The sequence below is a fragment of the Haloferax sp. AB510 genome (assembly GCF_024136985.1).
Classification (GTDB): Archaea; Halobacteriota; Halobacteria; order Halobacteriales; family Haloferacaceae; genus Haloferax.
In genome coordinates, this window is record NZ_JAMYJY010000048.1 from 1 (window position 1) to 26,077 (window position 26,077).

Genomic DNA, 26,077 nt, shown 5'->3' on the forward strand with positions numbered 1-26,077 from the left:
CGCCGACCGCCATCGCGGCCTCGAACGCGGCGCGGCGGGCGCGGGCCGGCGGCAGGGGAGCCGTCGTCTCGAAGACCGCCTCGCGGTCGAGGAGCGACGCGAAGCCACGGGCAAGTTTGAAGTCGTCGGCCTCGGCTTCGAGGTCGGCGAGGGCGTCGTCGAGGTCGGTCCGCGCGTCGCCGACATGTCGCCGGAAAACGCCGATGGCCTTCGCGGCCAGCGGGCGGTCCCCCCCGGTCGGCGAACTGCGGGTGGTAGCCGCCGCCCGCCCGCGACACGCGAAGCAGGTCCTTCGTCAGCACGCTCGCCACGACGGGACCGCGGGACAAAAAACGACTCGGGCGGCGTGGGCAAGAAGCGAGCGACGGCGCGGACGACAAGGTTCATTGCGCCCGCGGCGGACGCCATCGTATGGAGCGACGACGCCTCCTCGGACTGGTCGCGGTCGGCCTGTCGTCCGGCTGTCTCGGGTCGCTTCCGGGCGCGACGGGCCCGCGAAACCCGCCCGAGGCACCGGCAGAGGAGCCCCGAGACACCCCGGAGGTACCGCCGGTCCGCATCTCAGAGGTCGACTTCGAGGCGACCGACGACGGCCGCCTCCGCGTCTTCGGGACGGTCGTCAACGACAGCGGAGCCGAGCGGATTGCCACCGTCGAAGCCCGCGTCGCCGTCCGCGACGAGGAGTCGACCCGGTCGCAGGAACTCGCCGTCCCGGCCGCGGGGAGCGCCGATTTCGCAATCGAGTTCGACTTCGAGTACGACGCCTTCCTCAACAACGGCGATTTGAACGTCACGCTGGTCTGACGTCGAAGACAGTCACCTCGACGCCTCACGGCCTCGCTCGCCGACACCGTCCCGCGTCAGCGACGCCGGGCCGCCACCCGTTCTTCCGCCGTCTCGACGCTCACGAGTTCGTAGAGCGTCGCGGTCGCGCCGTCGGCCTTCGGCCGGAGGATGCGACCGAGGCGCTGGGTGAACTCGCGTTCCGACCCCGACCCCGAAAGGAGGATACCGACGTTCGCGTCAGGCACGTCCACGCCCTCGTCGAGCACGTTGGCCGCGACGACGGTGTCGTAGGTGCCGTCGCGGAAGCGGTCGAGGATTTCGCGACGCTCTTTCGTGCCGGTCTCGTTTGTTATCGGCGGGACGAGGAAGCGCCGCGAGATGCGGTAGACGAGGTCGGTCGACGCGGTGAAGACGATGACGCGGTCCTCGCGGTGTCGCGCGAGCAGTCGCGCCAGTTTGTCCACCTTCGCCTCGGAGTTCATCATCACGTCGCGGGCGCGCTGCTTGGCGAGGAGCGCCTCCCGCGCTCGCGGGTCGTTCCCCGAGCGCATCACGAGTTTCTGGTAGTCGCTTCCCGACTGCATCGACAGCCCCGAGGTCCGCAGGTAGTTCACGAACGTCTCCTGTGCCTCGTCGTACGTCTCGCGCTCGTCGGCCGTCAGTTCCACCTCGATTCGGCGGACCTCGTAGTCCGCGAGGTGGTCGCCCGCCAAGTCGTCCACGTCGAGGCGGTACACCCGCGGGCCGACGAGTTCCTCCACGCGCTCGTGTGCGCCGTCGGGGCGCTCGAACGTCGCCGTCAGACCGAGGCGAGCGGGCGCGGCGAGGAATCTGGGGATGTCCCGATACCCCTCGCCGCCGAGGTGGTGCACCTCGTCGAAGACGACGAGGCCGAAGTCGCCGCCTACGTCGTCGGCGCGGAGGTACGCCGAGTCGTACGTCGAGACCGTGATGGCCTCCTGCGTCTGCTCGCCGCCGCCGAACCGGCCGACCGGCACGTCGAACTCGGTTTCGAGTTCGCGTATCCACTGGTCCTGTAAATCGATGGTCGGCACGACGACGAGCGTCGGCACCGAGTGGGCGACCATCGCGGCGACGGCGAGCACCGTCTTGCCCGCGCCGGTCGGCAGTTCCACGACGCCGCGACTGCCCGCGTCGAGCCACGCGTCGAGGGCGGCGCGCTGGTAGTCGCGGAGGTCGTAGGTGGTCGAAAGCGAGAGGGAAGCGTCGAGAGCGGCCGCGACCCGGTCGTCGTAGCCGACGCCGGCCGCGTCGAGCGCGTCCCGAATCGCGGCGTACCGCATCGCTGGGGCCCGATAGCCGCCGCTTCGGGGGTCGGCCTCGACGCTCGCAACGTCGGCGAGGGCGGCCCGAACGTCGGCGTCGGCGTCGGCGTCGTCGGTGCCGACGTGAACGGTGCCGTCCTCGAATCGGAGGGTCGTCACTACCGGCGCGTTGGCGGGGCGCGGTGATAAATCGACGGTCCCGTCGTGGACGGCCGGGACGGAATACCGCGAGTTTCCGGCCCGCCGTCCGCGGGCCGAAGGTTCAAATCCGATGGCGGGGCTACGGACGTGTATGAGCGACGACCTCGACGACGCGGTCGCACAGTTCCTCAGCGACTACAACAGCGCGATGAAGGAGTACGAGAAGGGCTACGTCGACGCCGACGCGACGCTGTCGGTCATCGACGCGCACATCGACGAGTTGCGAGAGGCGCGGGAGTAGAGACGCGAGAATCGGGCGCGTAGAAGCCGGATTACTCCCCGATAAGCCCGCGAATCCGCTCGACGTACGCCGCGAACTCGCTTTCGGTCCGCTCGCGCGGGCGGTCGATATCGACCGAGACGATTTCGCGGACGCGACCCGGGTTGGCGGCCATGACGACCACGCGGTCGGCGAGCGTGACCGCCTCCTCCACGTCGTGGGTGACGAACAGCACCGTCTTGTCCGTCTCCGTCCAGATGTCGAGCAGTTCGCCGTGGAGCATGTCGCGGGTCTGCGCGTCGACCGCGCCGAACGGTTCGTCCATGAGGAGGAGTTCGGGGTCGACCGCGAGCGCGCGGGCGATGCCGACGCGCTGTTTCATCCCGCCGGACAGCTCTTTGGGGTAGGCGTCGGCGAAGCCGTCGAGGCCGACGAGTTCGAGCATCTCCGTCACGCGTTCCGAGCGCGCCGGTTCCTCGACGCCCTGTTCTTCGAGGCCGAAGGCGACGTTCTCGGCGACGGTCCGCCACGGGAACAGCCCGTACTCTTGGAACACCATCCCGCGGTCGGTGCCGGGGCCGGTGACGGGCGAGCCGTCGAGGGTGACTGCGCCCGACGTGGCGTCTTCGAGGCCGGCGATGATGCGGAACAGCGTCGTCTTGCCGCACCCCGACGGGCCGACGATACAGACGAACTCGCCGTCCTCGACGGCGAACTCCACGTCCGACAGCGCCTCGACCGTCCGGCGGTCGGACGCGTAGGTCTTGCCGAGCGAATCGACGCTGACCTTTGCGGTGTCGTCGGGACTGGTCGCGGTTGCGGCCGTGTTCGCGGCCGCCCCCGTATCCGCGTTCGCGTCGTCGCTCATGCTCTCCACTCCAGCACCCGCCGTTCGACCCGGCGGAACAGGCCGTCGCTCACGAGGAAGACGATGCTGATGACGAGCATGTAGGCGACCGACACGTCCATCGCGAGGTTTTGCGCCGTGTTGAGAATCTCGTAGCCAACGCCGACGCCGACGATGAGTTCGGCGGCGACGACAATCATCCAACACTGGCCGATGCTCGTCCGAATACCGGTCATGATCGAGGGGCTGGCCGCCGGGATGACGACCTTCCGAATCATCGTCCAGTCGTCGTCGACGCCGAGGGTCGCGGCGACCTCCTTGAGGTCCTCCGAGACGCCTTCGACGCCGCCGTAGGCGCTGTAGAAGTTAATCCAGAAGGAGCCGATGGCGACGATGAACGTCGCCCCCTGGTGGTTGACGCCGAGCCAGATGACGGCGAAGCCGATCCACGCCAGCGGCGGAATCGGCCGGAGCAGGCGCGTGACGGGCGTGAAGACGCTGTCGACGCGAGTGTTCCAGCCCATGGCGACGCCCGCGAAGACGCCGAGCGAGGTCCCGATGAGCAGGCCCGGCACGTAGTGGTAGAGGCTCTGAATCAGTTTGACGAGGAGTCTCGTCGCCGGGAGTTCCGCGCCGGTGAAGGGAATCGAAAGCGACGCCGGCGCGGTGAGTTCGACGACGAACGCCGCCAGCACCTCGACGGGCGAGGGGAGGAGATACGTCGGCTGGAACAGCGCGGCGACGTACCAGACGGCGAGAAAGCCCGCGAAGCCGGCGACCGCGAGCCCCGTCTGTTCCGCGGAGAACCCCGCGAGCCGGTCGAGCAGTCGCTCGTCCGCCTCGGTCTCCGAGAGGGCGACGCTGGTGCCGACTTCGTCGTTGCTCATAGCGAGTCGTAGATACCGTAATCGAACATCTCGTCGACGGTCAACTGCGCTTCCGTCTTCCCGAGCGTCTGGGCGTAGTCGGCGAAGATTTCAGCGCCGCCTTCGATATCGTGGGGGTCGGTGATGAAGTCCGACGCGGGGGAGTCGAGCGCCGCGCGAGCGGTCTCGACCGGGAGCGCGCTCTCGCCGATGACCGAACTCGCGTGCTGGGCGGCCGTGTCGGGGTTGTCGGCGACGAAGTTCGTCGCCTGCCGGTGGAGTTCGACGAACTCCGTGGCGAGGTCGCGGTTGTCCTGCCGGAGGCGGTCGTGCATGAGCGTGACCGCCGCGGGCTGGCCGGGCATGAAGTCGCCCGCCCACGCGATGGGCTGGAACGGCGCGTCGTTGGCGTCGATGACCGTCGGCACGGGTTCCATGATGCTCGTGCCGTCGACGTTGTTCGAGAGGAGCGCCTGCTGGACCGCGGCCGCGCCCCCGAGACCCTTGATGTTCACGTCCTCCTCGGGGTCGAGCCCGAGCGTGTTCTGAATCCAGTAGCGGAGCAGGATGTCCGGAACCGACCCCGGCGGGAAGGTGCCGAAGGTGAACTTGCGGCCCTGCTGCGCCTCGAACTCGGCGAAGGCGTCTTTCCCGTGTTCCTCCCACAGCGCGGCGAAGTCGTCGGTGGCGAGAATCTCCATCGCGTTTTTGATGTTCGCCGCGGTGATTTTCGCGGGAATACCCTTGTCCATGATAATCATCGCCGGGACGATGCCGAACATCATCACGTCGAAGTCGCCCGTCGCCGACGCCTGCACGATGCTCGGACCGTCGGAGAACTTCTTTCCCGAAACCGAGACCGAAAGCTCGTCGAACAGCCCCTCTTCTTCCATCACGAAGTACTGCATGTCCGGGTAGATGGGCATGTAGGCGACGTTGAGTTCGTCCAGCCCGCTCCCGCCGGACCCGCCGAGACAACCCGCGAGGCCGGCGGTCGCGGCGAGGCCGGACCCCTGCAGGAATCGTCTACGGCTGATTGAAGTCGAGCGTGGTGCCTCTGTCATTGCCATCGTTACGAATCAGCGCCTTATTCCGGGCGCGTACGCGGTAACGATAGACGCGGAAGATGACGCGGTGAGAACGGGCGATTCCCGTTCTATGGCCGTAACCGGAGTTGAGACGGTCGGTTTTCCTGAATTGTTCCCTCCAAGATAGCGGCAGAGTAGTCCGGCAAGTGCTGGCGTTCACGTCACGGATTCAACGGGTCAGCGGCGACCGTGCGTGGGAAGAACTATCCCGAACGGGGACACCGGATAGGATATGACGCACTTCTCCGACCGGGTGGAGCGCATCTCCATCAGCGGCATTCGCAAGGTGTTCGAGGCGGCTGGCGAAGACGCTATCAACCTCGGACTGGGCCAGCCAGACTTCCCGGCCCCGGACCACGCGCGACGGGCAGCCGTCGAGGCCATCGAGGCCGGTGAGGCGGACGGCTACACGGGGAACAAGGGTCTCCCGAACCTGCGCAAGGCCATCGCCGAGAAGCACCGCCGCGACCAGGGCGTCGACCTCGACCCCGACGACGTCATCGCCACCGCCGGAGGCAGCGAGGCGCTCCACATCGCCATCGAGGCGCACGTGAACGAGGGCGACGAGGTCATCATTCCGGACCCCGGCTTCGTCTCCTACGACGCGCTCACCAAACTCGCCGGCGGCGAACCGGTTCCGGTCCCCCTCCGCGACGACCTGACGCTCGACCCCGCGGCGGTCGAAGAGGCCATCACCGAGGACACCGCGGCGTTCGTCGTCAACAGCCCCGGCAACCCCACGGGCGCGGTGTCGCCGCCCGACGACATCGCCGAGTTCGCCCGCATCGCCGACGAACACGACGTGCTCTGCATCTCCGACGAGGTGTACGAGTACACGGTCTTCGAGGGCGAACACCGCTCGCCCATCGAGTTCGCCGAGACCGACAACGTCGTCGTCGTTAACTCGGCCTCGAAGCTCTTTTCGATGACCGGCTGGCGGCTCGGGTGGGTGTACGGCTCCACCCGCCGGGTCGAGCGCATGCTCCGCGTCCACCAGTACGTGCAGGCGTGCGCCTCCGCGCCGGCGCAGTTCGCGGCCGAAGCCGCGCTCAGCGGCCCGCAGGACCGTATCGAGGAGATGACTGAAACGTTCCGCGAGCGCCGCGACCTCGTCGTCGAGGGGCTGGAGGACATCGGCCTCACCGTCCCGTCGCCGGGCGGCGCGTTCTACGTCATGCCCGAGGTGCCCGAAGGCTTCGTCGACGAGTGCATCGACCGCGGCGTGATTATCGTCCCCGGCGAGGCGTTCGGCGAGCACGGCCACGGCTACGCCCGCCTGTCGTACGCGACCGACACCGAGTCGCTCCGCGAGGCCATCGAGATAATGGGCGAGGCGTACGACGCGGTCGTCTGAGGTTCTCACGCGCCCGTCAGCGTGCGATTCGTCGACCGAACTACGACAACCCACGGCATCCAATACGTCTTATTCTCGGCGCTCGAAGTGAAAACCCTTAAATTCGGGAGCCGGTGACGAAACGTTTGTCATGCCCGCAGAGACGCACGGAGTCATCAGCCTGCTGCCGGCGCTCTTCGCAATCGTGCTGACGCTGCTCAGTCGGCAGGTGCTCCTCTCGCTTTTCACCGGCATCTGGATAGGTGCGACCATCCTGGTGGGATGGAACCCAATCGGCGGGGCGGCGTACTCCCTCCAGTTGGTCATCAACAACGTGACCGGGTCGTTCAACAGCAAACTCCTCCTGTTTACGTTCCTCTCGGGCGCGATGCTCGGGATGATATTCCTCTCGGGCGGGATGAACGCGCTCGCACAGCGCATCATCGCCCGCATCAAGACCAGGAAACAGGCCGCGTTGGGGACGAGCGTCCTCGGGATGCTCATCTTCGTCGACTCCTACGCGAGCACGATGATCACGGGCTCGGTGATGCGGCCTATCACCGACAAGTTCGACATCAGCCGCGAGAAGCTCGCGTACCTGCTCGATTCGACCACCTCACCCGTGGTAAGCGTCGCCGTCGTCTCGACGTGGGTCGGCTTCGAGGTCGGCCTCATCCGCGAGCAGTTCGCCTCGCTCGGCATCGACCAGAGCGCCTTCGTGGTGTTCCTCCAGAGCATCCCGTTCCGCTTCTACAGCCTGCTCGCGGTCGTCCTCGTGTTCATCCTCGTCGTGATGGACTGGGACTTCGGGCCGATGAAGCGCGCCGAGCGCCGCGCGAAAGAAGAGGGGAAGGTCCTCGCCGACGACGCCGACCCCCTCATCGAGACGCGCGAAGAGGACATCGTCACGCCCGACTACGTCGATTCGCGCTGGTGGTACTTCGCCGCGCCCATCGTCGCGCTCGTCGCCGTCACCGGCTTCGGCCTGCTGTACTCCGGCGGCTGGCCCGGGCAGGCACCCGTCGAGGCGCTGAAGGACGCGGCCACCGCCGACGCCATCCTCTGGGGCGTCTTCTCGGCGTGCGCGCTGCTGCTCGCCATCCTCGTCGGCCACGCCCGCGTCGAACTCGAAGCCATCAGCGACGCCATCTTCGAGGGGTTCAAGATGGTCATGTTCCCCGTTGCCGTCCTCTCGCTGGCGTGGACCATCGGCGGTGTCAGCCAGGCGCTCGGCGTCGGTTCGTTCGTCGTCAGCGTCGCCCAAGGCGTCATCACGCCCGAACTCCTGCCCGCGGTGGTCTTCCTCGCCGCGGCCATCATCTCGTTCTCGATAGGCACGTCGTGGGGAACGATGAGTATCATGTTCCCCGTCGCGGTGCCCCTTGCCTACCAGCTCGGCGCGCCGCTCCCCGGTGCCATCGGCGCTATCCTCACCGGCTCGCTGTTCGGTGACCACTGTTCGCCCATCAGCGACACGACGGTCCTCTCGTCGATGTTCGCCGGCGCGGACCACGTCGACCACGTGAACACGCAGATTCCGTACGCCGTCCTCTGCGGCGCCGTCGCGACGGGGCTGTTCCTCGCCAGCGGCTACGGCGTGGGCTCGCTGGCGCTCCTCGGCGTCGGCGTCGTCGCGCTGTTCGCGCTCGCGTACTACCTCTCGCAACACGCCGACGTGAGCGTCCCGACCGCCTTCGGCTCCTCGTCGGACTCCGACTGACGAGTCGGAATCGGACCGCCGCTTCGCGCCCTATTTTTCGCATCGCCGCGCGTGACTGAGGAGGAGAACGGAGAACCGCACCGTCGCCGAGCGGTGGCTCGACGATGGAAGCGCCAGCCCGAATCGGGTCACCGACCGACGAACCCCGAAACCAAAACCGTCGCGTACGCCAAGAGCAGCAGTCCGCCGAAGAGCCCCGCGGCTTCGAGACCCATATTCGGGTAGACGACCGAGAACAGCGCCGTCGAGACCGCGTCGACGAGCATGCCCGGGACGACGAGCAGCGCCGCGGCCTCCCGTTTCGCGCCGCCAGAGAGCCCGCGCCACCGGAAGATTCCGACCGCGAGCGCCCACATCACGGGCACCGTCAGCGCGAACACTGCGGCCGTGACCAGCGGGCGTGAGGGCACTAACACGAGTTGGCCGACGACGCGGAAGACGAGTCCGGCGACGAGGGCAATCGCCAGTCCGACACCGAGAAGCACCCGCGTCTCGGACAGCGGGAGCCGACGAGCGTCGGTCTCGGAGACCTGTGAACCGATTGTCATGCTCCCCGTACGCGGGCGAGGAGTATCAGCGTTCGTACGGGGCCGTAGGTTATTATGTCACCCGAGAATAACGATTGGACGGATGTCAGTTCTCTCGACCGCCGACGAAGGGAAGTTCCTCATGGACGAGGAAGCCGAACAGATCGGAATCGTGACCGAAGTCGACACGGACGCCCAAATCGCGTACGTCGAACCCGACCCGGACCTCGCCGAAGCGGTCCTGCAGGGCCTCGGTTTCGGCGACGCCGACGGCGACGACATCGAGGTTCCGGCCGACTCCGTCGAGACGGTCACCGACACGGAACTTCGCGTCGCCAAAGACCTCTGAGCCGCCGCCCGCGACGAATCATTTTCCGCGCGAATCACGACGCGTGGGCCTCGCGACAAACGAACTGACAGCGACGGCTCCGCACCCTGTGTTCGATCCTCTCTGGGTGAACCCGCGGCTTGCGCCCACCCCTCCTCACCCTAATTCTGTATAGCGAAATTTAGTTTACGTGTGGCGTGGCAGACGGATAGCTGACCTATGAGAAACAACAAATCTCGAAAGAAAAGACGAACTTCTGACAGCTACTTCGCCGTCGAGACGATTTTGATGACGTCGCCCTCTTCGAGTTCCTGGTCTTCGGCGATGCGGCGTTTCTCTCTCGCGTCGACGGCGTGGAGGTAGCCGTCGCCGATATCGGAGTGGACCGCGTACGCGAGGTCCCGCGGTGTCGACCCCCGCGGGAGGAGGAAGGCGTCGGGGAGGACGTTGCCCGTGCCGTCGGTCCATTTCGACTCGTTTTGGACAGGGTAGACTGTGATTCGGTCGAGCACGTCGTAGACCGCGGTGTCGATGGCTTCCTGCGTCCCCGTGCCGCCGTGTTCACCCATCAAGTCGCGGATTCGTTCGAGGCCCTTCTCCTGTGCGCCGCTCACGTCGCCGACGATGTCGAAGTCGTCGTCGCCGGGGTGGTAGTCGATGATGCCCGCCTCGCGGGCCCGCCGAAGGGCCAGTTCGCCGTCCGCGGTCGCGGCGATGACGGGCTTTCCGGTCTCGGCGAGTCGTTTGAGGTTCTCCGGGGGCGCGATGTCGACCTTGTTGGCGACGAGGACGATGGGTTTAGTCCGCTGGCGAATCGCGCGGGCGAGTTCGACGCGGTCCTCGTCGTCCCAGTCTTGGGGGTTCGGCGAGTAGTCGAGATCGCGCAGGACAGCGGCGATGTCGTACTCGCTCGCACCGACGCCCGTCAGGAGGTCCGAGAGCGCGTCATCCATGTCGAAGTCGGGCGACCGCGACTTGCGGACCACGGACTCCCAGTTCTTGTGGACGATGCCAGCGAGCCACTGTTCGAGTTCCTCCTCGATGAAATCGACCTCCTCGACGGGGTCGAAACTCCCGACTTCGACGGGTTCGCCCTCGGCGTTTGTTCCCCCAGAGGCGTCCACGACGTTGACGATGGCGTCCGCGTTCGTTAGCTCGTCAAGGAACTGATTGCCGAGGCCGCGGCCCTCGTGTGCGCCGGGGACGAGCCCGGCCACGTCGACGAGTTCGACGGCGACGTAGCGGATGCCGTCCTCGCAGTTGCCGCAGCGCTCGTCGCGGTCGAGACAGGGACAGCGGGTGCGGGCGTGCGTGACGCCGCGGTTCGCGTCGATAGTCGTGAAGGGGTAGTTCGCCACGTCGACCTCGGCGAGCGTCGAGGCCGTGTAGAACGTCGATTTGCCGGCGTTCGGCTTGCCGGCTAACGCGAGAGAGAGCATGGCTCGACGATGGTCGCGGACGCGGAAAAACGCTCGCGTGTGAGGAAGCGCGAGCGACGAAAAGAGGCGTCGGGGCGTTAGTCAGTCAGTCGCCTGAATGCGGCGCGGCCGGCGAGCACCACCCCACTCCCGAGAATCGCGAGGAGGCCGCCGAAGACGACGAGGTACGGGACCGCGTAGGCGACGGCGACGACGAGCGCCCGAAGGGCGACGAACGCGCCGTTAATCGACTCGGAGAACGCCTGTAAGACCGGCGTGTCGTACCACTGCGCCGGGCCGGGCGGCCGCTCCGACAGCGAAACGCGGACGGTCGAGAGGGCGACCCGGTCTTCGAGCGACTGCTTCTGAGCTTCGAGTCGCTCGATTTCGGTCTGAACCTCGGTCAGGCGCTCTTCGACCGCGAGCACGTCCTCGGTCGTGTTAGCCGACTCGTAGAGTTCGCGGAGGCGGTCGCGCTGGGCGCGGAGGTTGCTCAACCGCGCTTCGATGTCGACCAGTTGGTCGGTCACGTCCTTCGAGTCCGTCTCGACGCGTTCGACCTCGCCGAGGGCCTTCATGTCGGTCATGAACGCCGAGAAGTCCTCGGAGGGGACGCGCACGACGAGTTGACCCGAGCGGTAGGTGCCGCCGCTCCGGCGGTTGACGTACTCGTTGGAGTCGCTGACGTAGCCGCCGTAGGATTCGGCGGTCGATTCGACCGCGTCACGCGACTCGTTGAACTCGTCGACGGTCAGTTCTATCTGCCCGTTCTTGATGACCGCCCGCTGCTGGGCCTGCGGGAGGTCGTCGCCGCCCGCCTGTTCGGCCTCGGCGGAACCGCCGGTATCGGCGGCGAGCGAGACACTCTCAGACCCGCCGGCACCGCCGTCCGCCGCACCGCCGGTACACCCGGCGAGGAGGACGAGGAGGGCGACCGAGAGAAGTTTCAGTCGATTGTCCATAGACGACACTCTCCACCTGAGGGATTAATCGTTGGGTAAGCACAAACGGCGACTGTTGCTATCGCGGCGCACGGGGGGTCGCAGTCGTCGGTCGGTCTCGGATTCGGATTCGGATTCAGAATCGGTTACTCGGCCTCGCGGGGGAGGTTGTCGCGGTGGATGCGCATCTCGCCGCGGGCGCGCATCGTGCCGTCGACGTGTGCGCCGGCTTCGAGCACGAGGTCGTTACAGGACACGTCGCCGAGGACGCGCGCGTCCTCGTGGATTCGGACCTCGCCGTTTCGGGTAGTTACGTCGCCGTGGATTCGCGTCCCGCTCCCGACGACGATGTCGTCGCGGGCGCGGAGGCTCCCGAAGACGTTGTTGTCCTCCGCGAGGTCGATGGACTTCGCGCGGATGTTGCCGTGGATTCGACAGCCAGAGCCGACGTGGGCGGGCGTCGAGACGCGCCACGCGTCGTCTGAGACGGTGGCGTTCCGAGGAATCACGAGCGGGTCGTGCGGCGACTCGCCCGAGAGGGTCTCGGCGAGTTCGTCGGCCGCCTCGTCCTCGCCGAGTCGAAGGAGTTGCGAGAGGACGATGAAGTAGAACACGAGCGTCGGAATCGGGTTGCGGATGACGATCCAGCCGTTGGCCTCGAACCCCTCTTCGATGTCGACGTCGTCGCCGATGTCGAGGTCGCCCGAGACCATCAAGCGGCCGGCGATGTGGACGCGCTCGCCGAGGTAGGCGTCGTTGCCGACGAGCACGTTCCCGGCCACGTCGTCGAGCATGTCGAGTCGGCAGTCGGCTTCGGCCTCGATGTCGCCGCCGAAGGTGACGCGCTCGCCCGCGAGGACGTTCCGTCCGCGGACGCCGAACTCGACGGTGCTCTGCCCGCCGACGACGACGTCGCCGTCGGTGACGAGGTCGTGTTCCTCGACCGTCGTCCCGTCGGGAATTTCGAGCGCATCGAGCGGGTCCGTACCCAGTGACACGCTCCGAACCAACACCCGTGCCGTAATAAACCGTCCGCAAGACGACCGTCAGACACGACGAGGGACGCCGGTTTCGCGACGACGACGCGTATTTAACTACTCGCGGGAAACAAAGAGAGGTATGACGATTCTCTCTTTCGACGACGACGGCGTAGACGTGGTCTACGAGGGAACGGAGTTCCGCCTCGAAAAGGCCCTCATCGAGGAGGCCATCGGGAAGTCCTACCCCGACGTGACCGACCACGAGGTGCTGAAAATCGTCGAGAAGGAGCCCTCCCTCTCCGGCGAACCCCGGCGCGTCCGCGACATCCTGAACTCGTCGTAACCGCCGCCCGAACGACCGAAACTCCGTTTGTCCGCGTATCGCCCTCGAACCACGCGCGCTCGTCGCGCGAACGACTATTCCTGCTCGCCAGCCGCGTTCTCTGCCCCGTATATCTCCGTCTCCGGGTTGAAGTCGGCCCACGCGAACCAGAACATCGGCGAGCGGTCGTTGGCTCGCGTCAGGACCGCGCCCTCGTGGGGGCCGTCGAGCGCCCGGCCGGTGAGGAGGTCCCACCGCGACCCGGCGGCGACGAGCGCCGACCCGTCGCGGTCGAACTCGACGGTCTCGCCGTCGAACCGGCGGACGTAGGCGACGAGGCTCCCCTCGGCGGAGGCCGCCACGACGACCGGGAGGTCGCCCACGGTGTCGTTGACGACGCCCGCAGACTCGACCGCGTCGAGGGGATAGGCGCGAGCGACCCCGTCGGCGGCGACGCCGACGACCGACGTTTTCGGATGAAGTCGGTCGTCCGCCGCGTCATTGAAGCCGATGCCGATGGCGCTCGACTGCTGATAGCTCGTGTATGGGTTCACGTCGTACCGGCGGGTCTGCCGCCCGCGAATCGTCCCCGAGACGGGCGGAGGGACCAACACCTCGGTCTCGGGGTGAGCCGCCCGCCACTCGCCCCACGTGGAGATAGTCGAAGGGAGGAGCGACAACGTCTCGCCGGTCAGTTCCCCGCGAATCGCGGTCGCGAGGACCTGACTCCACAGCGAGTTCGTCCGGTCGTCGTACATCACGAGGTCGGACATCCAGAGCAACCCCGAGACGCCGAAGTACGTCGGTTCACCGCCGGCGAGCCTGTCGGCGACGACGGCACTCCCACACAGCGGGCAGTAGGTGACGACCACGGGCCGGCCGTCGAAGTCGTCGTTGACGATTTCGTGCCAGTTCAGGATTGCGAGCGGGTAGGCGCGGGCGACGCCGTCGAGTTCGACGCCGACCACCTCGTCGCCGTCGGCGAGCGTCGCGTCCACCTCGTCGAACTCGGTCCAGTCGTCGCCGAACACAGGGGCGGTGATAGCCGGGATGGCGTCTTTCGACGCGCCGCGGCGTAGTTCGTCCTCGGGGACCGGAAGCTCGAACGGCCCTGAATACTCGCCCGCGGTGGAATCGGTGGGTTCGGCGGACTCGGACGCGTCATCGACTCCCGCGGCGTCGTCGTCCGCGACCGGCGGGTCGCTCCCGAGACAGCCGGCCAAGGCGGCACCGACGCCGAGCGCGAGGAACCGACGGCGGTTCGTGGTCGAAGCCATGCCGGATATTCGACCGAGCCGCCTATGAGCGATGTGCGGTTTGGTATCTAGGCGCACGACCGTCGGGAGCCACGTCAGAGCGGAGAGGAAGCAGATGAGAGGATGGGATGAGGGGGTGAGAAGACGAGAACAACGAGCGAGAACGCCCCGCTCAGAGCCGGAGCCGTTCTTCCAGACAGACTTTGACGATGGACTTCCCGATGGCCGCGCCGCCGGCGAAGGGGTCGAGTTTCGTCTCGCCGGCGCGCTCGCGGTAGGGGATTGGCACCTCGGCGATTTTGTAGCCGCGCATCGCGGGGCGGATGAGGAGCTCGGCCGATAGCCCGGTGTTCTCGGTCCACTCGATGTCGTGGAGGAGTTCCCGGCGGTACGCGCGCATCCCGGTGGTCGTGTCGTGGACGGTTGCGCCCATGAGGAAGCTCGCGAGGCGGGCGAACGCGATGTTCCCCGCGCGGTTGAGTCGCGGCATCGTCTCCGCGCCCTTGGTGATTCGGTCGCCGGAGACCACGTCGTAGCCGTCGTTGATGAGGTCGAGGAACTTCGGGAGATACTCCATCGGATAGGTGTCGTCGCAGTCGGTGGTGACGACGACCGGCCGGTCGGGCGCGAGCACCGCGGCCTCGACCGCGACGCCGTACCCCTGCGGTTCCTGTTCGATGACGCGCGCGCCCATCTTCCGGGCGATTTCGGGCGTTCGGTCGTCGGAGCCGTCCACGCAGACGACCTCAGCGCGCCCGTCGGTAATCCGGTCGATGTCCGCCAGAACGGACCCGATGGCCTGTTCCTCGTTGTACGTCCCCATCACGACCGCGAGGTCGTCGAAGGTGTACTCGGTCATTGGACGGGGTTATTGACGGTCGCTCTTGAACTTTTAGGTTTGCCAAAACCGGAGCGGTGCGAGGAACGGTGTTAGCTCAATCCGCGGCTATCGGGCTGGTCTTCCAGCTCTTTCGCGTGGTCGACGAGGTAGTCCATGAGCCGGGTCGCCGACGCTTCCACGTCGTCGAGTTCGTCGCTGGACTGGCCGCTGACGCGGACGGAGAGTTCGTAAAGGTCGAGTTCGACGTGCGGGACGGTCTCGTCGCCGTTGCCGTTGCCGTTGTCAGGCTCGTCGGTACCGCCATCCGCCGCTTCGACGGTCGCGTCGGTGTCGACCGGCTCGTCGCCGTCGGACGGTTCGGTCGCGTCGTCAGCCGGCGGGGTCGAATCGGCGGCGTCGTCCGCCTCGGCGTCGGCGTCGGGGTCGTCGGTCATGTGCGGCGCGTCGCTTCGGGGGATGAAAAAAGCGCGGGGTTCCGGCACGCACTCGCGGATTGACGACGCTCGCTCGAATGCGGCCGCGAACACGACTCGGCGACCGATTCAGACGAGTTCAGCGTCGAGTCCCTCGCAGGCACGGTCGTGGAGGCGGCCGGTGACCGTTTCCATGAGGCGTTCGAGGTTGACCGCGTCCTCGCGGTTGTACGACACGAGCGTGTCGAGCGACGACTGGTCGCCGCGCTCGTACTCGCGCCAGAGGCGAACGGCGTCGCGGCCGGAGATGTCCGGGCGGTCGCGGTCGATACCCACGTCCTTCTCGATTTGCTTCAGCCCGCCGGTGAGGTCGAGCGTCCGGCACGGATACATCAAATCGACGTGCGGCACGTCGATGGAGACGTCGAACGAGGTCTCGAGGAACGGCACGTCGAAGCGCGCACCGTTGAACGTCGCGACGAGTTTCGCGTCGGCGAACTGCTCGCGAAGGGCGTCGGCGGTCAGGTCCTCCCCGCTGACGAGCGTCGTCGTCTCGCCGTCCTGATAGAACGAGACGGTCGTCACCGAGTCGCGCTCGGGCGAGAGCCCGGTCGTCTCAATGTCGAAAAAGCACGTCTCGTCGCGGAAGTTCTCGTACAGTCGCCAGCGCTCGCCCGAGGGGAAGCAGTCGTCGAAGAACCGCGAGTTACCGTCGTCGAGGTGGGTGTACGCGTCGGCGATGAACGTCTCGATTCGGTCGCCCGTCTTCGCGCCGACGAGCGAGGCGTCGAACTCGTCCCAGTGGGTCGACCCGGCCCGCCAGAGGTTTCGCTCCGTCCGCTCGCCCACGCCGCGGACGGGGATGAAGCTGTTCTCGATTCGCATGTCCGACAGGGGGGCGTCGGCGACCCTAAATGCGTCGTCGTGAGCCGAGGTCCACGCACCCGGCGCGCTCCCGCACTCCCCCGCCGCGGGCGTTTTAGCCGTAGGACGCGAAGTCGGAGGTATGTGCGGCCGCTACACGCTGTTTACTTCACCCGAAGAACTCGAAACGCGGTTCGACGCGACGCTGACGCGCCCGCTTTCGGCGCGGTACAACTGCGCGCCCGGCCAAGAACTCCCGGTCGTGACCAACGACGCTGACAACGAGTTCCGCTTCCTGAAATGGGGACTCGTCCCCTCGTGGGCAGACAGCGCCAGCGTCGGCAACGACCGAATCAACGCCCGCGCGGAGACCGTCCGCGAGAAGCGGAGCTTCGCCGACGCCTACGAGGCCCGCCGGTGTCTCGTCCCCTCGGACGGCTTCTACGAGTGGGTCGACCGCGGCGGGCACAAACAGCCCTACCGCGTCGCCTTCGAGGACGACCGGCCGTTCGCCATGGCCGGACTCTGGGAGCGGTGGACGCCCTCGACGAAACAGACCGGTCTCGGCGACTTCGGAAGCGGCGGCCCCTCGCGCGAACAGGAGCCGCTTGAGACGTTCACCGTCGTCACGACCGAGCCGAACGGCCTCATCTCGGAGCTACACCACCGAATGGCGGTCGTTCTCGACCCCGCAGAAGAGGAGACGTGGCTCCACGGCGATCCCGACGAGGCGGCGGCGCTCCTCGACACCTACCCCGACGACGAACTCACGGCCTACCCCGTCTCGACACGGGTAAACAGCCCCGCCAACGACGGCCCCGAACTGATAGAACGAGTCGAAGCGTAGCGCTCCGGGATGACACTACCGGTGTCCGGCCGTCTCGACGACTTCGACGCGAATCGACCGAGTTCGATTGGGGGCCGAATTTTTCGAAGTGAGTCGAAATCGAGAGCTGACATTGTGTATAGCGAGATGCGATATACGAGTCTCGAATCGGACAACCGAACGAGTCAATCGCGAGACCGACATTTCCTGTGAGTTGGCGGTAAGCAATCGTAACGCGTGAAATCGGGTTTTAGCGGTCGATAGTGTTTGAGTCCGCGTCAGCACCACCGCGCGACAGCCACGTCGCGATCACGGCTCGGGCGGTTCGTATCGAAGTCGGAAGTAGAGTTGCGCCACGGGTTGTGTCCGCCGAACTCGGTCGTGCAGATTGGGGCGTCTTCACATTCACGATTCGAGGGGTTCACTCGAACGAGTCTGCGACGAGAACGGTTCGCGCGGAGAATCATCACCTCCAGGCGAGTGATTCGTCGAATCAACCGGAAGCGAGCCCCGAAACCCGTGATTCACGCGAGTCCGTCAGAACGGCCACAGCGCGGTCGAGCGCCGATTCACCCTGAGACGGGAGTACTCCCGAATTACTGTTCTCACCGCGAAGACGAGGGCTGTGAAGGCGTCAAAAGAGAACGAATCGGGCCAGCAAAGACCTCGGTTGGGTTCGCCTTCGAGCGAATTCGGAACGGCGTCACCCGGTGGTTGCGTGTTCGAATCAGACAACATTCCGAGAGAATTCTGCGTAGTGACATCACTATAATATCAGATGAATCTATCCTGAAACGAGGACTCGTTCGACGACATATATTCAGCGATCGGTAACAGATATAATCGAGAAAATACCGAGTCGGTTCTGGTCGAAATATACCCGTTCGAGAGAACACAGATAGTGCGTCGTCCCGCAAATATATTTCTGAGAAGATAGTTAGAAATTATTCCCAAATTGTTTCATGGATTTGTAAACAAAAATAAAATAGGGTCTAAACCCAGCGCTATCCGGGTTTTATAATAATTCAGTAAGATGAGAGATGAAATAACGAAACTCGTGTAAGTGGTTTCTCCATGCGTTACTCCGGGGGTAAACGGTGCAAGGAATGACATCCAAAAATCGGTAGTCATCACAGAAATGAGGGTCGATTGTGTAGAATTCGACCTATCGAAAGCAACAAAATTCGGTCGAGTCTCAGATTCGCTCGAAACGTCCGAAATCGGCGTTCTCCGAGGGATTCTAATATCCCGAATACTGCATGCAAATCGCCGAAAATGCGATTGCAGTATTCAGGATAACTCATTTTCGCCGCCGAAAATCCACCCGTACTGCTCAGGATAACTTCTCTTATTCTGGACTGTGCCGGTAGATTGAATATCGATCCCCGTGTCGACCCGTCCATGAGCGACGAGGCCGACCGCGCGACGGTGCAAACCTACCTCCCGGCCCACCAGAAGGCCATCTGGAAGGACCACGCGGACCGACTCGGGATGAGCCAAAGCGAATTTGTCAGAACGATGGTACAGGCCGGTCGGCGCGATTTCGACGTTCCGTCGAGGGGCGATGAAGCGGCCACAACCCCTGGGGTTGAAGGGGTGGAAACAGGCCTCCAGAACGGCGGTTCAAATCAGGAAGTTGAAGGTGAAAATAACGACCAGTTCGAGGCCCGAATCGTCGAGGCGCTCGCGGCCGATTCACACCGGTCGTGGGACGAACTCGTTGCGGCGCTAACCGACGACATCGAAGACCGGCTCGAATCGACACTACAGGAGCTGCAATCGAGCGGCCGAGTCGTGTACAGTGGGCGACACGGCGGTTACACGCTGGCGGAGCGCGATGGCCGCTGAGCGACCCGCCGACGCGGAGGACCCAGTCGGCTACTTCCTCCAGGATATGACCTATCACGGGAAGACCGACCGGACCCGCGCCGCCTACGAGCGCGTCCTCAGGGCGTTCGAGTCGTTCCTCGGCGACCCCTCGCGGAACCCCTCCGGGAGCGCTCGGTCGGTCGACGACGCGACCCACCGCGACTGCATGGCGTGGATACACACCCTGCGAAACCGCGACGTCGCGCCGAGCACGGTGGCGACGTACGCCTCCTACCTCCACCGGTTTTACGCCTACATGGCGCAGGTCGGCGCGTTCGACTCCAACCCGATGAGCCTCGTGATGGAAGAGATGGACGAGCGCATCGACACCAATCCCGCTCGACGGGAGCTTTCAATTCCCCAGATGCGGGCGTTCGTCCGCGAAATCGCCCATCCACTGGACCACGCGCTGGTGGTCACCCTCCTCAAGACCGGGATGCGCGTCGGCGAACTGTGCAACCTCGACCTTCGAGACGTGTCGCTGGCGGCGGAGGCGGATACACCGTTAAGCGGTGTATCGACCCGCGCCGCGCTCGACGGCCGCGGGCCATCGATTTACGTCGCCGCCGACCCGAGCGTCGGGAGCGTCACCAACGGCGAGGAGCGAACGGCATCGAACAAGCGAAAGCGGTCCACGGTCGTCCCCGTCGACGACGAGTTGGCGGCCGTCCTCTTGCGTTGGCTAGCGATTCGGCCGGATTCGCCGTCACCGGCCGAACCGCTTTTCGTCGGCACCGCATCTGGGTGGGGCCGGCGACTGGAACCCGACGCCGTCCACCACGTCGTCACCTCTCACGCCGTCGACGCCGGGTGGTACCGGTCGGGTGGTGACCGCGAGGAGAACGTCACGCCGCACTACTTCCGGCACTTCTTCACGACCCACCTCCGGGACCGCACCGGCGACCGCGGTATCGTCAAGTACCTCCGCGGCGACGTGGCCGGCGACATCATCGACACGTACACCCACAACTGGGGCGATAGAGTGCGTGAGACGTACGAATCGAACATTTACTCGCTCCGCTGAGGAGCTGAATCACTGTTCGAAACGCGACTTGTAAACTGTATTTCGCTATATTGAATTGGTGGGTGCGCGACCTATCGTTTGACGCTCGTCGCCTCGATTTGGACGGCGGCGTCGTTCGGGAGTTCGGAGACGCCGACGACGGTCATCGCCGGTCTCCGGTCGTCGAAATAAGCGCCGTAGGCCGACTCGATGGCGTCGATTCGGTCGAGGTCGGTCGTGTACACTGTGGTCCGGAGCACGTCGTCTAAGTCGATTCCAGAGCGTTCGACGGCCGCTTCGACGCGTTCGAGCGCGCTCATCGTCTGACTCTCAATCGACGGGAGGCCGTCCGTCGTCTGTTCGGGGTCGGGATACTGCGCGTCGAAGAAGACGAGTTGCAGGTTCCGCTTTCGGGCGCCGTAGCCGGCGGTCGCCTTGAAGTGGCCGCTCTCGTACCGGACTGCATCGCCGTTCATACCTGTTCCTCCGTGAGATTCGTTCGGATCTGGTTCACGGTCGTACTACCCCACCAACGGCCATCGTCGTATCGCTAGTATGTACTAACTCCAAGAGAGACGCTCTCACGCGGGGGACGAGAGGGTCAAACGGGCGCTTGACTCATACCGGCCTCTTTATCGGCGGAGCGAGAACGACGGGCGAGACCGTGAGTTCGTTGCTCCCGTTGAAACCCGCCGCCGCATCGGTTCGAGACCGAGCCCTGACGCCGCTTCTCGTCGGACTGGACGACGACGACGCGGACGAGGTCCTGTCGGCGCTCTCGTCGGCCACCGCGAGGCGACTCCTCGCCGCCGTCTACGACGACCCGCGCCCCGCCTCCGAACTGGCCGACGCGCTCGACACGACGCTCCAGACCGTCGGCTACCACGTCGAACGACTGGTCGACGCCGAGTTGATAGAGCCCGTGACGACGTGGGTCTCCGCGCAAGGCCGCGAGATGGCCGTCTACGGCCCGACCCGCTCCGCAGTCGTCCTGTTCGCGGGCGCGGAACGGACCGAATCGAAACTCTCCTCGGGGCTTCGGACGCTCGTCACCGGCGTGGGCGTCACGCTGGTCGGAAGCGTCGCCGTGCAGGCGCTGTGGACCGCGCGACGACCGCAGGTCAGGTACACCGCGCCGGCTCCGACCGCTCCCGTCCCCGAGCCGGGCGTCACGGAATTCGTCGCCTCCTTCCTCGCCGGCCCCGGCGCGCTCGTGTTCCTCGTCGGCGTCGTCCTCGCCGTCCTCGTGAGCCTCGGGACGGTCTGGACTCAAAGGCGCGTTTGAGCCACACACAGGGGGAAGTGACCCCTATGCGTTGGGGTAGGTGTGCAACGAAGAACCCTCCTCGCCGCGGCCGGAACCGGCCTCGCGGCGGCGCTGACTGGCTGTATCGCGAGTGCCGGCGACGGCACTGACGGCGCTGACGACGGAAACTCGACGACCGAATCGACCCCCGACCCGACGCCGACGCCCGAACCGGTGGAAGCCGTCTCGGTCGCGACCGGCGAGCGCCTCACGACCGTCGTCGGCAACGGCCCCGCCAGCGACGACGGGGCGCTGAAACCGCACCACGTCCGCCTCGAAAACCCGACCGACGAGCCGTGGACCGCCCGCATCGACGTTTCGCGCCCACTCGGTTCAGGCCACGTGGAGACCTACGAACTCGCCCACGACGCGACGGTGAACGTCTCGCTTCGCGTCCCCGCCGACTATGAACTGACGGTCACCGACATCGACTCGGACGCCGCGGCGACCGAGTCGGTCGGGCCGGACAGCTTCGACTGTAATCGCTCGTGGACCGCGTTCTCTCCCGGTGACGACGGTATCTCGGTCTCCGGGGCATCCACCCGGATGGCCTGTGGCCCGAACACCGTGGCGGCCGACGGCGCGGTCACGGTCGCGCTCGGCGACGGGTCGCTCCCAACCGAGGCCACGAAGCCCCACAGCGTCGCCGTCTCGAACCCGACCGACGCGGCGGAGACGGTCGAATTCGCCTACGAGACGCCCGCGGGCGCGGTGGCCTTCGGCGGCGCATACCGCCTCGAACCCGGCGCGCGGGTCGGCGCATCGCTGACCGAGGTCCACAAGGTCACGCTTCGTGTCGCTCGGCGGAGCGACTCGGGCGACGAGGTATCTGAGGCAGTCAGCGTCGAAAAATCGCAGTTCGACTGCAATGCGTCGAGTACGACCGTCTCGCTCACCGACGACGGCGGCTTCGAGTCGCGGACGCTCTCGACGCTGATGTTCTGTGGCGACATCGAAGCCAACGAGACGAACAAATCGAACTAAAACCACAACCGTTCTTGAGCAGCGATTGCCTCACAGCGAGACCGGGCACCGAATTGGATTTGGCTCAACGTAGTGCCGAAGCAAAGTGGCGGTTTCCGCGCCGTAAACGGCGTTCACGAGACGTCCCACGCAAGGGGAATCTCAGTTATAGTAGCGTTTGCAAGTCATTGTACGCTCGATCGACCGCTGTCGTGTGGTCGGATGTTAATCAGTTGCAAACGCTACTATAGTCGTCGTCACCAGAAGATGCAGTTCTAGTTGATATAGATAGCACACCCCAGCAGAAGGTCGTTTGAGTAGTTTATGTGATTCAGTCGACTATCGAATATAATTTGTTATTCAATCAACATGACAAACGATATGTATTATGGGCATGTGTCGGCAACTATGAAGGAGAAAATTAACAGAAGGTCCTTCCTAAGAGGAGTCGGTGCATCAGTAGTCTTCGGCTCCGGTGTTGCTGCTGCAGACGATCAGTCTGAAAACAGTACCCAGACAAAGAGTTCAGGAAGCCCAGCAGGAACCGCTGCGGTTGATAACGACAAACAACTGCCAATCTATGCAAAAGGGCGCTCAATTCATAAGTATCGGTCAAACGGGGACACATACACGTATACCCACAAATTCACTAGTAGTGACCTGAACGAGAGGTACGATAACCCGGTTATTGAGTTTGAACCGGAAACGATTCCCAAGGAGTGGCTTTCCGATGATATTAAAAAGAGAAAAGCGAGTACGATTTCAGTCGCTGATAAGCTGGTGATCGGGACAGCGAAAGAACATAACAACGCTGAAAAGAGGATCCACCAGATTCAGCGTGCCAGTAGTGGAGATGTGACTACACAGACACACCTCACCGATGAGATCCCACTGTATCATTACAAATCGTCGTCCGATGCCCGCGACAAACAGGCGCGAAAGGCGCCGATCAATATTGGGTGGGAGGATATAGGCTCCGCAGGGAGCGTAAAATCATTCTTAGAGGGGACGTGTAACTGGACTCAGTACGATTGGTTACCTGAAGAACCTCGCTACATAAACGATGACGGGACGGTAAAGAGTACAGCAGAACACGTGATGGACCGTATTCAATTCACAAAACAGTGGCACGTACGGTTATACAATATTGGCCACGATACATACGACGTAATTGGACAGGCTCATCGAGATCCGTTGAATCATAATCAAGGAATCAAAGTCGACAATTGGCATTTTGACGATGCAAGGGAGGAAATCGTTGGCTGTTGGATAGATAATTCCTCCCGATACCCAGCACGGTCTAGCCTCAATAATGGCTCCGACTGGGAGTCCCACAATGGCAATATCGCAATGCTAAGGACTCAGTAGAACCATAATCCACACGATAGTAAACAATGAATAAACGAATTGGAGTCGCAGTGGCTATCGGGGTTATTAACGCGGTTATCATCTATTTCAATGGATACTATCTACTGAACTTGTCGATGGATGCTGAAGGTCCCCAACTCCTCCTCTATAAATTCCTTCAGATGTTCGGCATGTTTGTTTTAGGTGCAGGTTCATCTTATCTACTTCTCCGATACAAGCTGATACTCCCGGGGATGTTGACCGTTGTATTCGCATCCTACAGCCTTTACGACCACTTCTCACCCTCCATGGAGAGTTTCACACCGCTTTATCTCGGTGTTTGGTTCGTGTTTGTCATCTTCGTTGGCATTGTTGCCATTCTCGAGTATGGCATCCGAAGAGGACTCTCCATCTATCCACCAAACCCACTAATATAGAACTGAAGTTCTGCTCCGTTTTCGGCTCGGTCAGACCTTCAGTTCGGTCTCTAACTCCGGCGACGAAATCGCCCGCTTGACGGTCTCCGCGGCCGGCGTCGCTTCCGCGACGTTCTCCATCAGGACCGTCTCGCTCGGGAACAGGTGTTCACCGAGGACGAGGCCGTGTTCGCGCGCGGTCGACCCGGTCATCGTGAGGTAGACGCCGAGTCCGGTCTCCGCGATTGCGGCCTCTTCTTCGGGCGCGTCGTCCGGGTACGCGAACGTCACGTCGTCGAGACACCGCGTGCCGAGGACCGCCTCCACGAGGCGCTCGTAGCGCGGCGAGATACACAGGTCGCCCGCGTAGTCGGCGACGAAGTCCCGGTTGAGTTCGGAACCCGGCGGGAGGAGTTCGGGGTCGGCCATGAGCGTGTGATAGACCGTGTCGCCGAGGCCGGAGACGACCCGAACGTCGGTGTCCATCGGGTCGATGCGGGCGTTCACGTCCTCGATGCTCCCGAGGCCCTCGGGACGGAGCTTCACGACCTCTTCGAGGACGAGGTCGGCGCTGTCGAAGCCGAGGCCGAACTCGTGAGTCCGGAGCGCGCGGAACGGTTCCTCGCGCCCGACGAGATGGATGTCCACCCCGTCGATTTCGAGGACGACGCTGTCGAAGACGATGCGCCGCGGCATACCGTCTCGGTCGTCGCGCAAGAGAGTGTACTCCGGCGCGGCGGGGTCCGAGAGGTCGCTGTAGTCCGCGAGTCGCTCGTACACGTCGTGTTCCGGATGGGTATGGCCCTTCGTGACCGACTTCTCGTATCGGAGTGTCGAGGTGATTTCGTCCGCCACCTCGGCGATGCTCTCGGTCGTGGCGAACCGTTCGAGCACCGCTTCGAGGGGGCGACCCTTTCGCGGAACAGCGACGCGCACCGTCTCTGTCATCATCGGAACGTCGGGACGGCCCGCTAAACAGGTTGCGCTTCGGGAAAAGGTCTCTCGAGAGCGCGCTCGGTCGGCCTACTCCGCCTCGTCGCCGTCGTTGCCGTCGTCGCCGCCGGCCGGGCCGCCGCCCATGCCGGTGCCGAAGGCTCCCGCGAGGCGCTCGCGGAAGGTTTCCAGTTCGGCGACGGTGTCGTTCAGCTCCCGGATGTCGTCGCGCAGGGCCTCGATTTCCTCGTCGGCCGCGGCGTCTTCGACCCGCGATTGAACCTCCGCGAGGCGGTCGTCGAGAGCCTCGCGCGTCTCCACGATGTCCCCGTCGAGTTCGGCGATGTCCTCGCGGATGTCGCCGACTTCGGCGTGGAGGGTCGAGGCCTGCTCGGTCGCCTCGGCGGCGCTGTTTTCGGTCCCTTCGAGTCGGTCGACCGTCTCGTCCAGCCGACCGGCGATGTCGTCGAGGCGCTCGCGGACCGTCACGAGTTCCTCCTCGCGCTTGGCGAGCGTCTCCTCGACGCTGTCGAGGCGGGCGGAGCCGGCGTCGATGTTCCGCGAGGCGGTTTCGAGCCGCTCGTCGTGGTCCTCGAACCGACCGTCGTGGTCGTCCAGTCGGCCCTCGACGGCCTCGAACTGCTCGTTGTGGGATTCGAGCCAGCCGTGGTAGTCGTCGAGCGTGTCGTCCGCGGTTTCGAGGTCGGACGCGAGGCCTTCGAGCCGGCCGTCGTGGTCGTCGAGGCGGCTCTCGGCGTCCGCGACTCGCGTGGCGACGCGGTCGGACCGCTCGTCGACCGCGGCGATGGTCTCTTCGGCCGCATCGAGCCGCGAGGTTGCGTCGTCGACCGACTCGACCGCGCCGTCGACCATCGAGTCGAGGGCGTCGAGGTCCTCGCGGAACGCGGTCATCTCGGCGCGGAACTCGGAGACGAGTTCGCTTCCGGTCCCCTCCTCGTCGATGAACTCGGCGAGCGCGTCGGAGTACGCCGCGAGGTCCTCCATCTGCGACTGGAGGCGGCGGATGCGAACGTCGGTGCTCCGGCGCGTCTCGGCGTCGACCGCCTCGCGCAGGACTTCGATGTCCTCCTCGTCGGCCGCGCCGGACCGAATCTCGGCGGCGAGCGCCCCGACGAGGCTATCCGCGTCGGGCGCGGGCGCGCTTCCGACCGCGGCG

At 64.8% G+C, this 26,077-nt stretch carries 27 protein-coding genes and 2 pseudogenes; 13 read left to right on the forward strand and 16 right to left on the reverse strand.

What is annotated here, in order from left to right; genetic code table 11:
* A pseudogene (locus NKF06_RS10765) lies at positions 1–302 on the reverse strand (DUF790 family protein); the annotation flags it as partial.
* A 109-nt stretch (positions 303–411) separates the two neighbouring features.
* Here NKF06_RS10765 and NKF06_RS10770 point away from each other — a divergent pair.
* On the forward strand, positions 412–804 hold the full coding sequence (locus tag NKF06_RS10770) for a hypothetical protein (RefSeq protein ID WP_058827853.1): 393 nt from the start codon (positions 412–414) through the stop codon (positions 802–804).
* A 56-nt stretch (positions 805–860) separates the two neighbouring features.
* Here NKF06_RS10770 and NKF06_RS10775 read toward each other — a convergent pair whose 3' ends face one another.
* A complete protein-coding gene (locus NKF06_RS10775; protein WP_253245377.1) occupies positions 861–2,231 on the reverse strand; it encodes a DEAD/DEAH box helicase family protein in 1,371 nt (456 codons plus the stop codon).
* Positions 2,232–2,364: 133 nt separating this feature from the next.
* Here NKF06_RS10775 and NKF06_RS10780 point away from each other — a divergent pair, with 133 nt between their 5' ends.
* Positions 2,365–2,514: a hypothetical protein gene (locus NKF06_RS10780; RefSeq protein ID WP_004970650.1), complete on the forward strand. Its 150-nt coding sequence runs from the start codon at positions 2,365–2,367 to the stop codon at positions 2,512–2,514.
* A gap of 31 nt (positions 2,515–2,545) precedes the next feature.
* On the opposite strand, the gene NKF06_RS10785 is transcribed toward NKF06_RS10780, so the two are convergent.
* From NKF06_RS10785 to NKF06_RS10795, 3 genes are read right to left on the reverse strand one after another with little or no spacing between them, the layout of a single operon-like run.
* On the reverse strand, positions 2,546–3,370 hold the full coding sequence (locus NKF06_RS10785) for an ABC transporter ATP-binding protein (RefSeq protein ID WP_058827851.1): 825 nt from the start codon (positions 3,368–3,370) through the stop codon (positions 2,546–2,548).
* Complete coding sequence (locus NKF06_RS10790; RefSeq protein WP_058827850.1) at positions 3,358–4,227, reverse strand: ABC transporter permease; 870 nt, start codon at positions 4,225–4,227, stop codon at positions 3,358–3,360. The genes NKF06_RS10785 and NKF06_RS10790 overlap by 13 nt, the downstream gene beginning before the upstream one ends.
* Positions 4,224–5,270, reverse strand: a complete 1,047-nt coding sequence (locus NKF06_RS10795; protein ID WP_058827849.1) for an ABC transporter substrate-binding protein — start codon at positions 5,268–5,270, stop codon at positions 4,224–4,226. Before NKF06_RS10795 ends, NKF06_RS10790 begins: the two co-directional genes overlap by 4 nt.
* 256 nt (positions 5,271–5,526) lie before the next feature.
* On the opposite strand from NKF06_RS10795, the gene NKF06_RS10800 reads away from it, so the two are divergent.
* Both NKF06_RS10800 and NKF06_RS10805 read left to right on the forward strand, forming a co-directional pair.
* A complete protein-coding gene (locus tag NKF06_RS10800; RefSeq protein WP_253245378.1) occupies positions 5,527–6,648 on the forward strand; it encodes a pyridoxal phosphate-dependent aminotransferase in 1,122 nt (373 codons plus the stop codon).
* Between the two features lie 130 nt (positions 6,649–6,778).
* Positions 6,779–8,347, forward strand: coding sequence for a Na+/H+ antiporter NhaC family protein (locus NKF06_RS10805; RefSeq protein ID WP_253245379.1), 1,569 nt, complete (start codon positions 6,779–6,781; stop codon positions 8,345–8,347).
* Positions 8,348–8,475: 128 nt separating this feature from the next.
* On the opposite strand, the gene NKF06_RS10810 is transcribed toward NKF06_RS10805, so the two are convergent.
* Positions 8,476–8,895, reverse strand: coding sequence for a DUF5367 family protein (locus NKF06_RS10810; RefSeq protein ID WP_058827846.1), 420 nt, complete (start codon positions 8,893–8,895; stop codon positions 8,476–8,478).
* An 82-nt stretch (positions 8,896–8,977) separates the two neighbouring features.
* Between NKF06_RS10810 and NKF06_RS10815 the strand changes: the two genes are divergently transcribed.
* Entirely contained in the window at positions 8,978–9,223 is a 246-nt protein-coding gene (locus NKF06_RS10815) for a hypothetical protein (RefSeq protein WP_042666638.1), read from the forward strand.
* Positions 9,224–9,465: 242 nt separating this feature from the next.
* On the opposite strand, the gene NKF06_RS10820 is transcribed toward NKF06_RS10815, so the two are convergent.
* The 3 genes from NKF06_RS10820 to NKF06_RS10830 form a co-directional block, all read right to left on the reverse strand.
* Positions 9,466–10,641 (reverse strand): redox-regulated ATPase YchF, encoded by a 1,176-nt coding sequence (locus NKF06_RS10820; RefSeq protein WP_253245380.1) that lies wholly within the window; start codon positions 10,639–10,641, stop codon positions 9,466–9,468.
* A 77-nt stretch (positions 10,642–10,718) separates the two neighbouring features.
* Entirely contained in the window at positions 10,719–11,582 is an 864-nt protein-coding gene (locus NKF06_RS10825) for a DUF4349 domain-containing protein (protein WP_253245381.1), read from the reverse strand.
* A 125-nt stretch (positions 11,583–11,707) separates the two neighbouring features.
* Entirely contained in the window at positions 11,708–12,559 is an 852-nt protein-coding gene (locus NKF06_RS10830) for a polymer-forming cytoskeletal protein (protein WP_042666655.1), read from the reverse strand.
* Between the two features lie 121 nt (positions 12,560–12,680).
* Here NKF06_RS10830 and NKF06_RS10835 point away from each other — a divergent pair, with 121 nt between their 5' ends.
* A complete protein-coding gene (locus NKF06_RS10835) occupies positions 12,681–12,884 on the forward strand; it encodes a DUF5800 family protein (protein ID WP_004976775.1) in 204 nt (67 codons plus the stop codon).
* Between the two features lie 74 nt (positions 12,885–12,958).
* Here NKF06_RS10835 and NKF06_RS10840 read toward each other — a convergent pair whose 3' ends face one another.
* The 4 genes from NKF06_RS10840 to NKF06_RS10855 form a co-directional block, all read right to left on the reverse strand.
* Positions 12,959–14,140 (reverse strand): DUF3179 domain-containing protein, encoded by a 1,182-nt coding sequence (locus NKF06_RS10840; protein ID WP_253245382.1) that lies wholly within the window; start codon positions 14,138–14,140, stop codon positions 12,959–12,961.
* Positions 14,141–14,291: 151 nt separating this feature from the next.
* Entirely contained in the window at positions 14,292–14,978 is a 687-nt protein-coding gene (locus tag NKF06_RS10845) for a dolichyl-phosphate hexose transferase (protein ID WP_058567685.1), read from the reverse strand.
* Between the two features lie 71 nt (positions 14,979–15,049).
* On the reverse strand, positions 15,050–15,394 hold the full coding sequence (locus tag NKF06_RS10850; protein WP_058827841.1) for a hypothetical protein: 345 nt from the start codon (positions 15,392–15,394) through the stop codon (positions 15,050–15,052).
* 108 nt (positions 15,395–15,502) lie between these two features.
* The gene (locus NKF06_RS10855) at positions 15,503–16,258 is read right to left on the reverse strand and encodes a ribonuclease H-like domain-containing protein (RefSeq protein WP_253245383.1); all 756 of its coding nucleotides are present in this window, start codon (positions 16,256–16,258) and stop codon (positions 15,503–15,505) included.
* 121 nt (positions 16,259–16,379) lie between these two features.
* Between NKF06_RS10855 and NKF06_RS10860 the strand changes: the two genes are divergently transcribed.
* The 3 genes from NKF06_RS10860 (at position 16,380) to NKF06_RS10870 (ending at position 19,956) form a co-directional block, all read left to right on the forward strand.
* Complete coding sequence (locus NKF06_RS10860) at positions 16,380–17,084, forward strand: SOS response-associated peptidase (RefSeq protein ID WP_253245384.1); 705 nt, start codon at positions 16,380–16,382, stop codon at positions 17,082–17,084.
* A 1,380-nt stretch (positions 17,085–18,464) separates the two neighbouring features.
* Positions 18,465–18,911, forward strand: a complete 447-nt coding sequence (locus NKF06_RS10865) for a DUF5805 domain-containing protein (RefSeq protein ID WP_253245385.1) — start codon at positions 18,465–18,467, stop codon at positions 18,909–18,911.
* Complete coding sequence (locus NKF06_RS10870; RefSeq protein ID WP_253245386.1) at positions 18,901–19,956, forward strand: tyrosine-type recombinase/integrase; 1,056 nt, start codon at positions 18,901–18,903, stop codon at positions 19,954–19,956. The genes NKF06_RS10865 and NKF06_RS10870 overlap by 11 nt, the downstream gene beginning before the upstream one ends.
* 71 nt (positions 19,957–20,027) lie before the next feature.
* On the opposite strand, the gene NKF06_RS10875 is transcribed toward NKF06_RS10870, so the two are convergent.
* The gene (locus NKF06_RS10875) at positions 20,028–20,411 is read right to left on the reverse strand and encodes a RidA family protein (RefSeq protein ID WP_253245387.1); all 384 of its coding nucleotides are present in this window, start codon (positions 20,409–20,411) and stop codon (positions 20,028–20,030) included.
* A 188-nt stretch (positions 20,412–20,599) separates the two neighbouring features.
* Here NKF06_RS10875 and NKF06_RS10880 point away from each other — a divergent pair, with 188 nt between their 5' ends.
* The 4 genes from NKF06_RS10880 (at position 20,600) to NKF06_RS10895 (ending at position 23,988) form a co-directional block, all read left to right on the forward strand.
* The gene (locus NKF06_RS10880; RefSeq protein WP_253245388.1) at positions 20,600–21,220 is read left to right on the forward strand and encodes a helix-turn-helix domain-containing protein; all 621 of its coding nucleotides are present in this window, start codon (positions 20,600–20,602) and stop codon (positions 21,218–21,220) included.
* A 42-nt stretch (positions 21,221–21,262) separates the two neighbouring features.
* Positions 21,263–22,225 carry a hypothetical protein gene (locus tag NKF06_RS10885; protein WP_253245389.1) on the forward strand — a complete coding sequence of 321 codons (963 nt, stop codon included), beginning with the start codon at positions 21,263–21,265 and terminating at the stop codon, positions 22,223–22,225.
* Positions 22,226–22,612: 387 nt separating this feature from the next.
* Positions 22,613–23,572, forward strand: coding sequence for a hypothetical protein (locus NKF06_RS10890; protein WP_253245390.1), 960 nt, complete (start codon positions 22,613–22,615; stop codon positions 23,570–23,572).
* A gap of 50 nt (positions 23,573–23,622) precedes the next feature.
* Positions 23,623–23,988 (forward strand): hypothetical protein, encoded by a 366-nt coding sequence (locus tag NKF06_RS10895; protein WP_253245391.1) that lies wholly within the window; start codon positions 23,623–23,625, stop codon positions 23,986–23,988.
* Between the two features lie 30 nt (positions 23,989–24,018).
* Here NKF06_RS10895 and NKF06_RS10900 read toward each other — a convergent pair whose 3' ends face one another.
* Both NKF06_RS10900 and NKF06_RS10905 read right to left on the reverse strand, forming a co-directional pair.
* On the reverse strand, positions 24,019–24,915 hold the full coding sequence (locus NKF06_RS10900) for a hypothetical protein (RefSeq protein WP_253245392.1): 897 nt from the start codon (positions 24,913–24,915) through the stop codon (positions 24,019–24,021).
* A gap of 75 nt (positions 24,916–24,990) precedes the next feature.
* Positions 24,991–26,077, reverse strand: a pseudogene (locus NKF06_RS10905) (hypothetical protein); the annotation flags it as partial.

What these genes read in the sequence shown, in the direction of transcription:
- NKF06_RS10770 (WP_058827853.1), top strand. Translation starts at nt 412, where the DNA reads ATGGAGCGACGACGCCTCCTCGGACTGGTCGCGGTCGGCCTGTCGTCC.
- NKF06_RS10780 (WP_004970650.1), top strand. Translation starts at nt 2,365, where the DNA reads ATGAGCGACGACCTCGACGACGCGGTCGCACAGTTCCTCAGCGACTAC.
- NKF06_RS10790 (WP_058827850.1), bottom strand. Translation starts at nt 4,227, where the DNA reads ATGAGCAACGACGAAGTCGGCACCAGCGTCGCCCTCTCGGAGACCGAG.
- NKF06_RS10795 (WP_058827849.1), bottom strand. Translation starts at nt 5,270, where the DNA reads ATGACAGAGGCACCACGCTCGACTTCAATCAGCCGTAGACGATTCCTG.
- NKF06_RS10800 (WP_253245378.1), top strand. Translation starts at nt 5,527, where the DNA reads ATGACGCACTTCTCCGACCGGGTGGAGCGCATCTCCATCAGCGGCATT.
- NKF06_RS10805 (WP_253245379.1), top strand. Translation starts at nt 6,779, where the DNA reads ATGCCCGCAGAGACGCACGGAGTCATCAGCCTGCTGCCGGCGCTCTTC.
- NKF06_RS10810 (WP_058827846.1), bottom strand. Translation starts at nt 8,895, where the DNA reads ATGACAATCGGTTCACAGGTCTCCGAGACCGACGCTCGTCGGCTCCCG.
- NKF06_RS10815 (WP_042666638.1), top strand. Translation starts at nt 8,978, where the DNA reads ATGTCAGTTCTCTCGACCGCCGACGAAGGGAAGTTCCTCATGGACGAG.
- NKF06_RS10820 (WP_253245380.1), bottom strand. Translation starts at nt 10,641, where the DNA reads ATGCTCTCTCTCGCGTTAGCCGGCAAGCCGAACGCCGGCAAATCGACG.
- NKF06_RS10825 (WP_253245381.1), bottom strand. Translation starts at nt 11,582, where the DNA reads ATGGACAATCGACTGAAACTTCTCTCGGTCGCCCTCCTCGTCCTCCTC.
- NKF06_RS10835 (WP_004976775.1), top strand. Translation starts at nt 12,681, where the DNA reads ATGACGATTCTCTCTTTCGACGACGACGGCGTAGACGTGGTCTACGAG.
- NKF06_RS10840 (WP_253245382.1), bottom strand. Translation starts at nt 14,140, where the DNA reads ATGGCTTCGACCACGAACCGCCGTCGGTTCCTCGCGCTCGGCGTCGGT.
- NKF06_RS10845 (WP_058567685.1), bottom strand. Translation starts at nt 14,978, where the DNA reads ATGACCGAGTACACCTTCGACGACCTCGCGGTCGTGATGGGGACGTAC.
- NKF06_RS10850 (WP_058827841.1), bottom strand. Translation starts at nt 15,394, where the DNA reads ATGACCGACGACCCCGACGCCGACGCCGAGGCGGACGACGCCGCCGAT.
- NKF06_RS10855 (WP_253245383.1), bottom strand. Translation starts at nt 16,258, where the DNA reads ATGCGAATCGAGAACAGCTTCATCCCCGTCCGCGGCGTGGGCGAGCGG.
- NKF06_RS10860 (WP_253245384.1), top strand. Translation starts at nt 16,380, where the DNA reads ATGTGCGGCCGCTACACGCTGTTTACTTCACCCGAAGAACTCGAAACG.
- NKF06_RS10865 (WP_253245385.1), top strand. Translation starts at nt 18,465, where the DNA reads ATGAGCGACGAGGCCGACCGCGCGACGGTGCAAACCTACCTCCCGGCC.
- NKF06_RS10870 (WP_253245386.1), top strand. Translation starts at nt 18,901, where the DNA reads ATGGCCGCTGAGCGACCCGCCGACGCGGAGGACCCAGTCGGCTACTTC.
- NKF06_RS10875 (WP_253245387.1), bottom strand. Translation starts at nt 20,411, where the DNA reads ATGAACGGCGATGCAGTCCGGTACGAGAGCGGCCACTTCAAGGCGACC.
- NKF06_RS10890 (WP_253245390.1), top strand. Translation starts at nt 22,613, where the DNA reads ATGAAGGAGAAAATTAACAGAAGGTCCTTCCTAAGAGGAGTCGGTGCA.
- NKF06_RS10900 (WP_253245392.1), bottom strand. Translation starts at nt 24,915, where the DNA reads ATGACAGAGACGGTGCGCGTCGCTGTTCCGCGAAAGGGTCGCCCCCTC.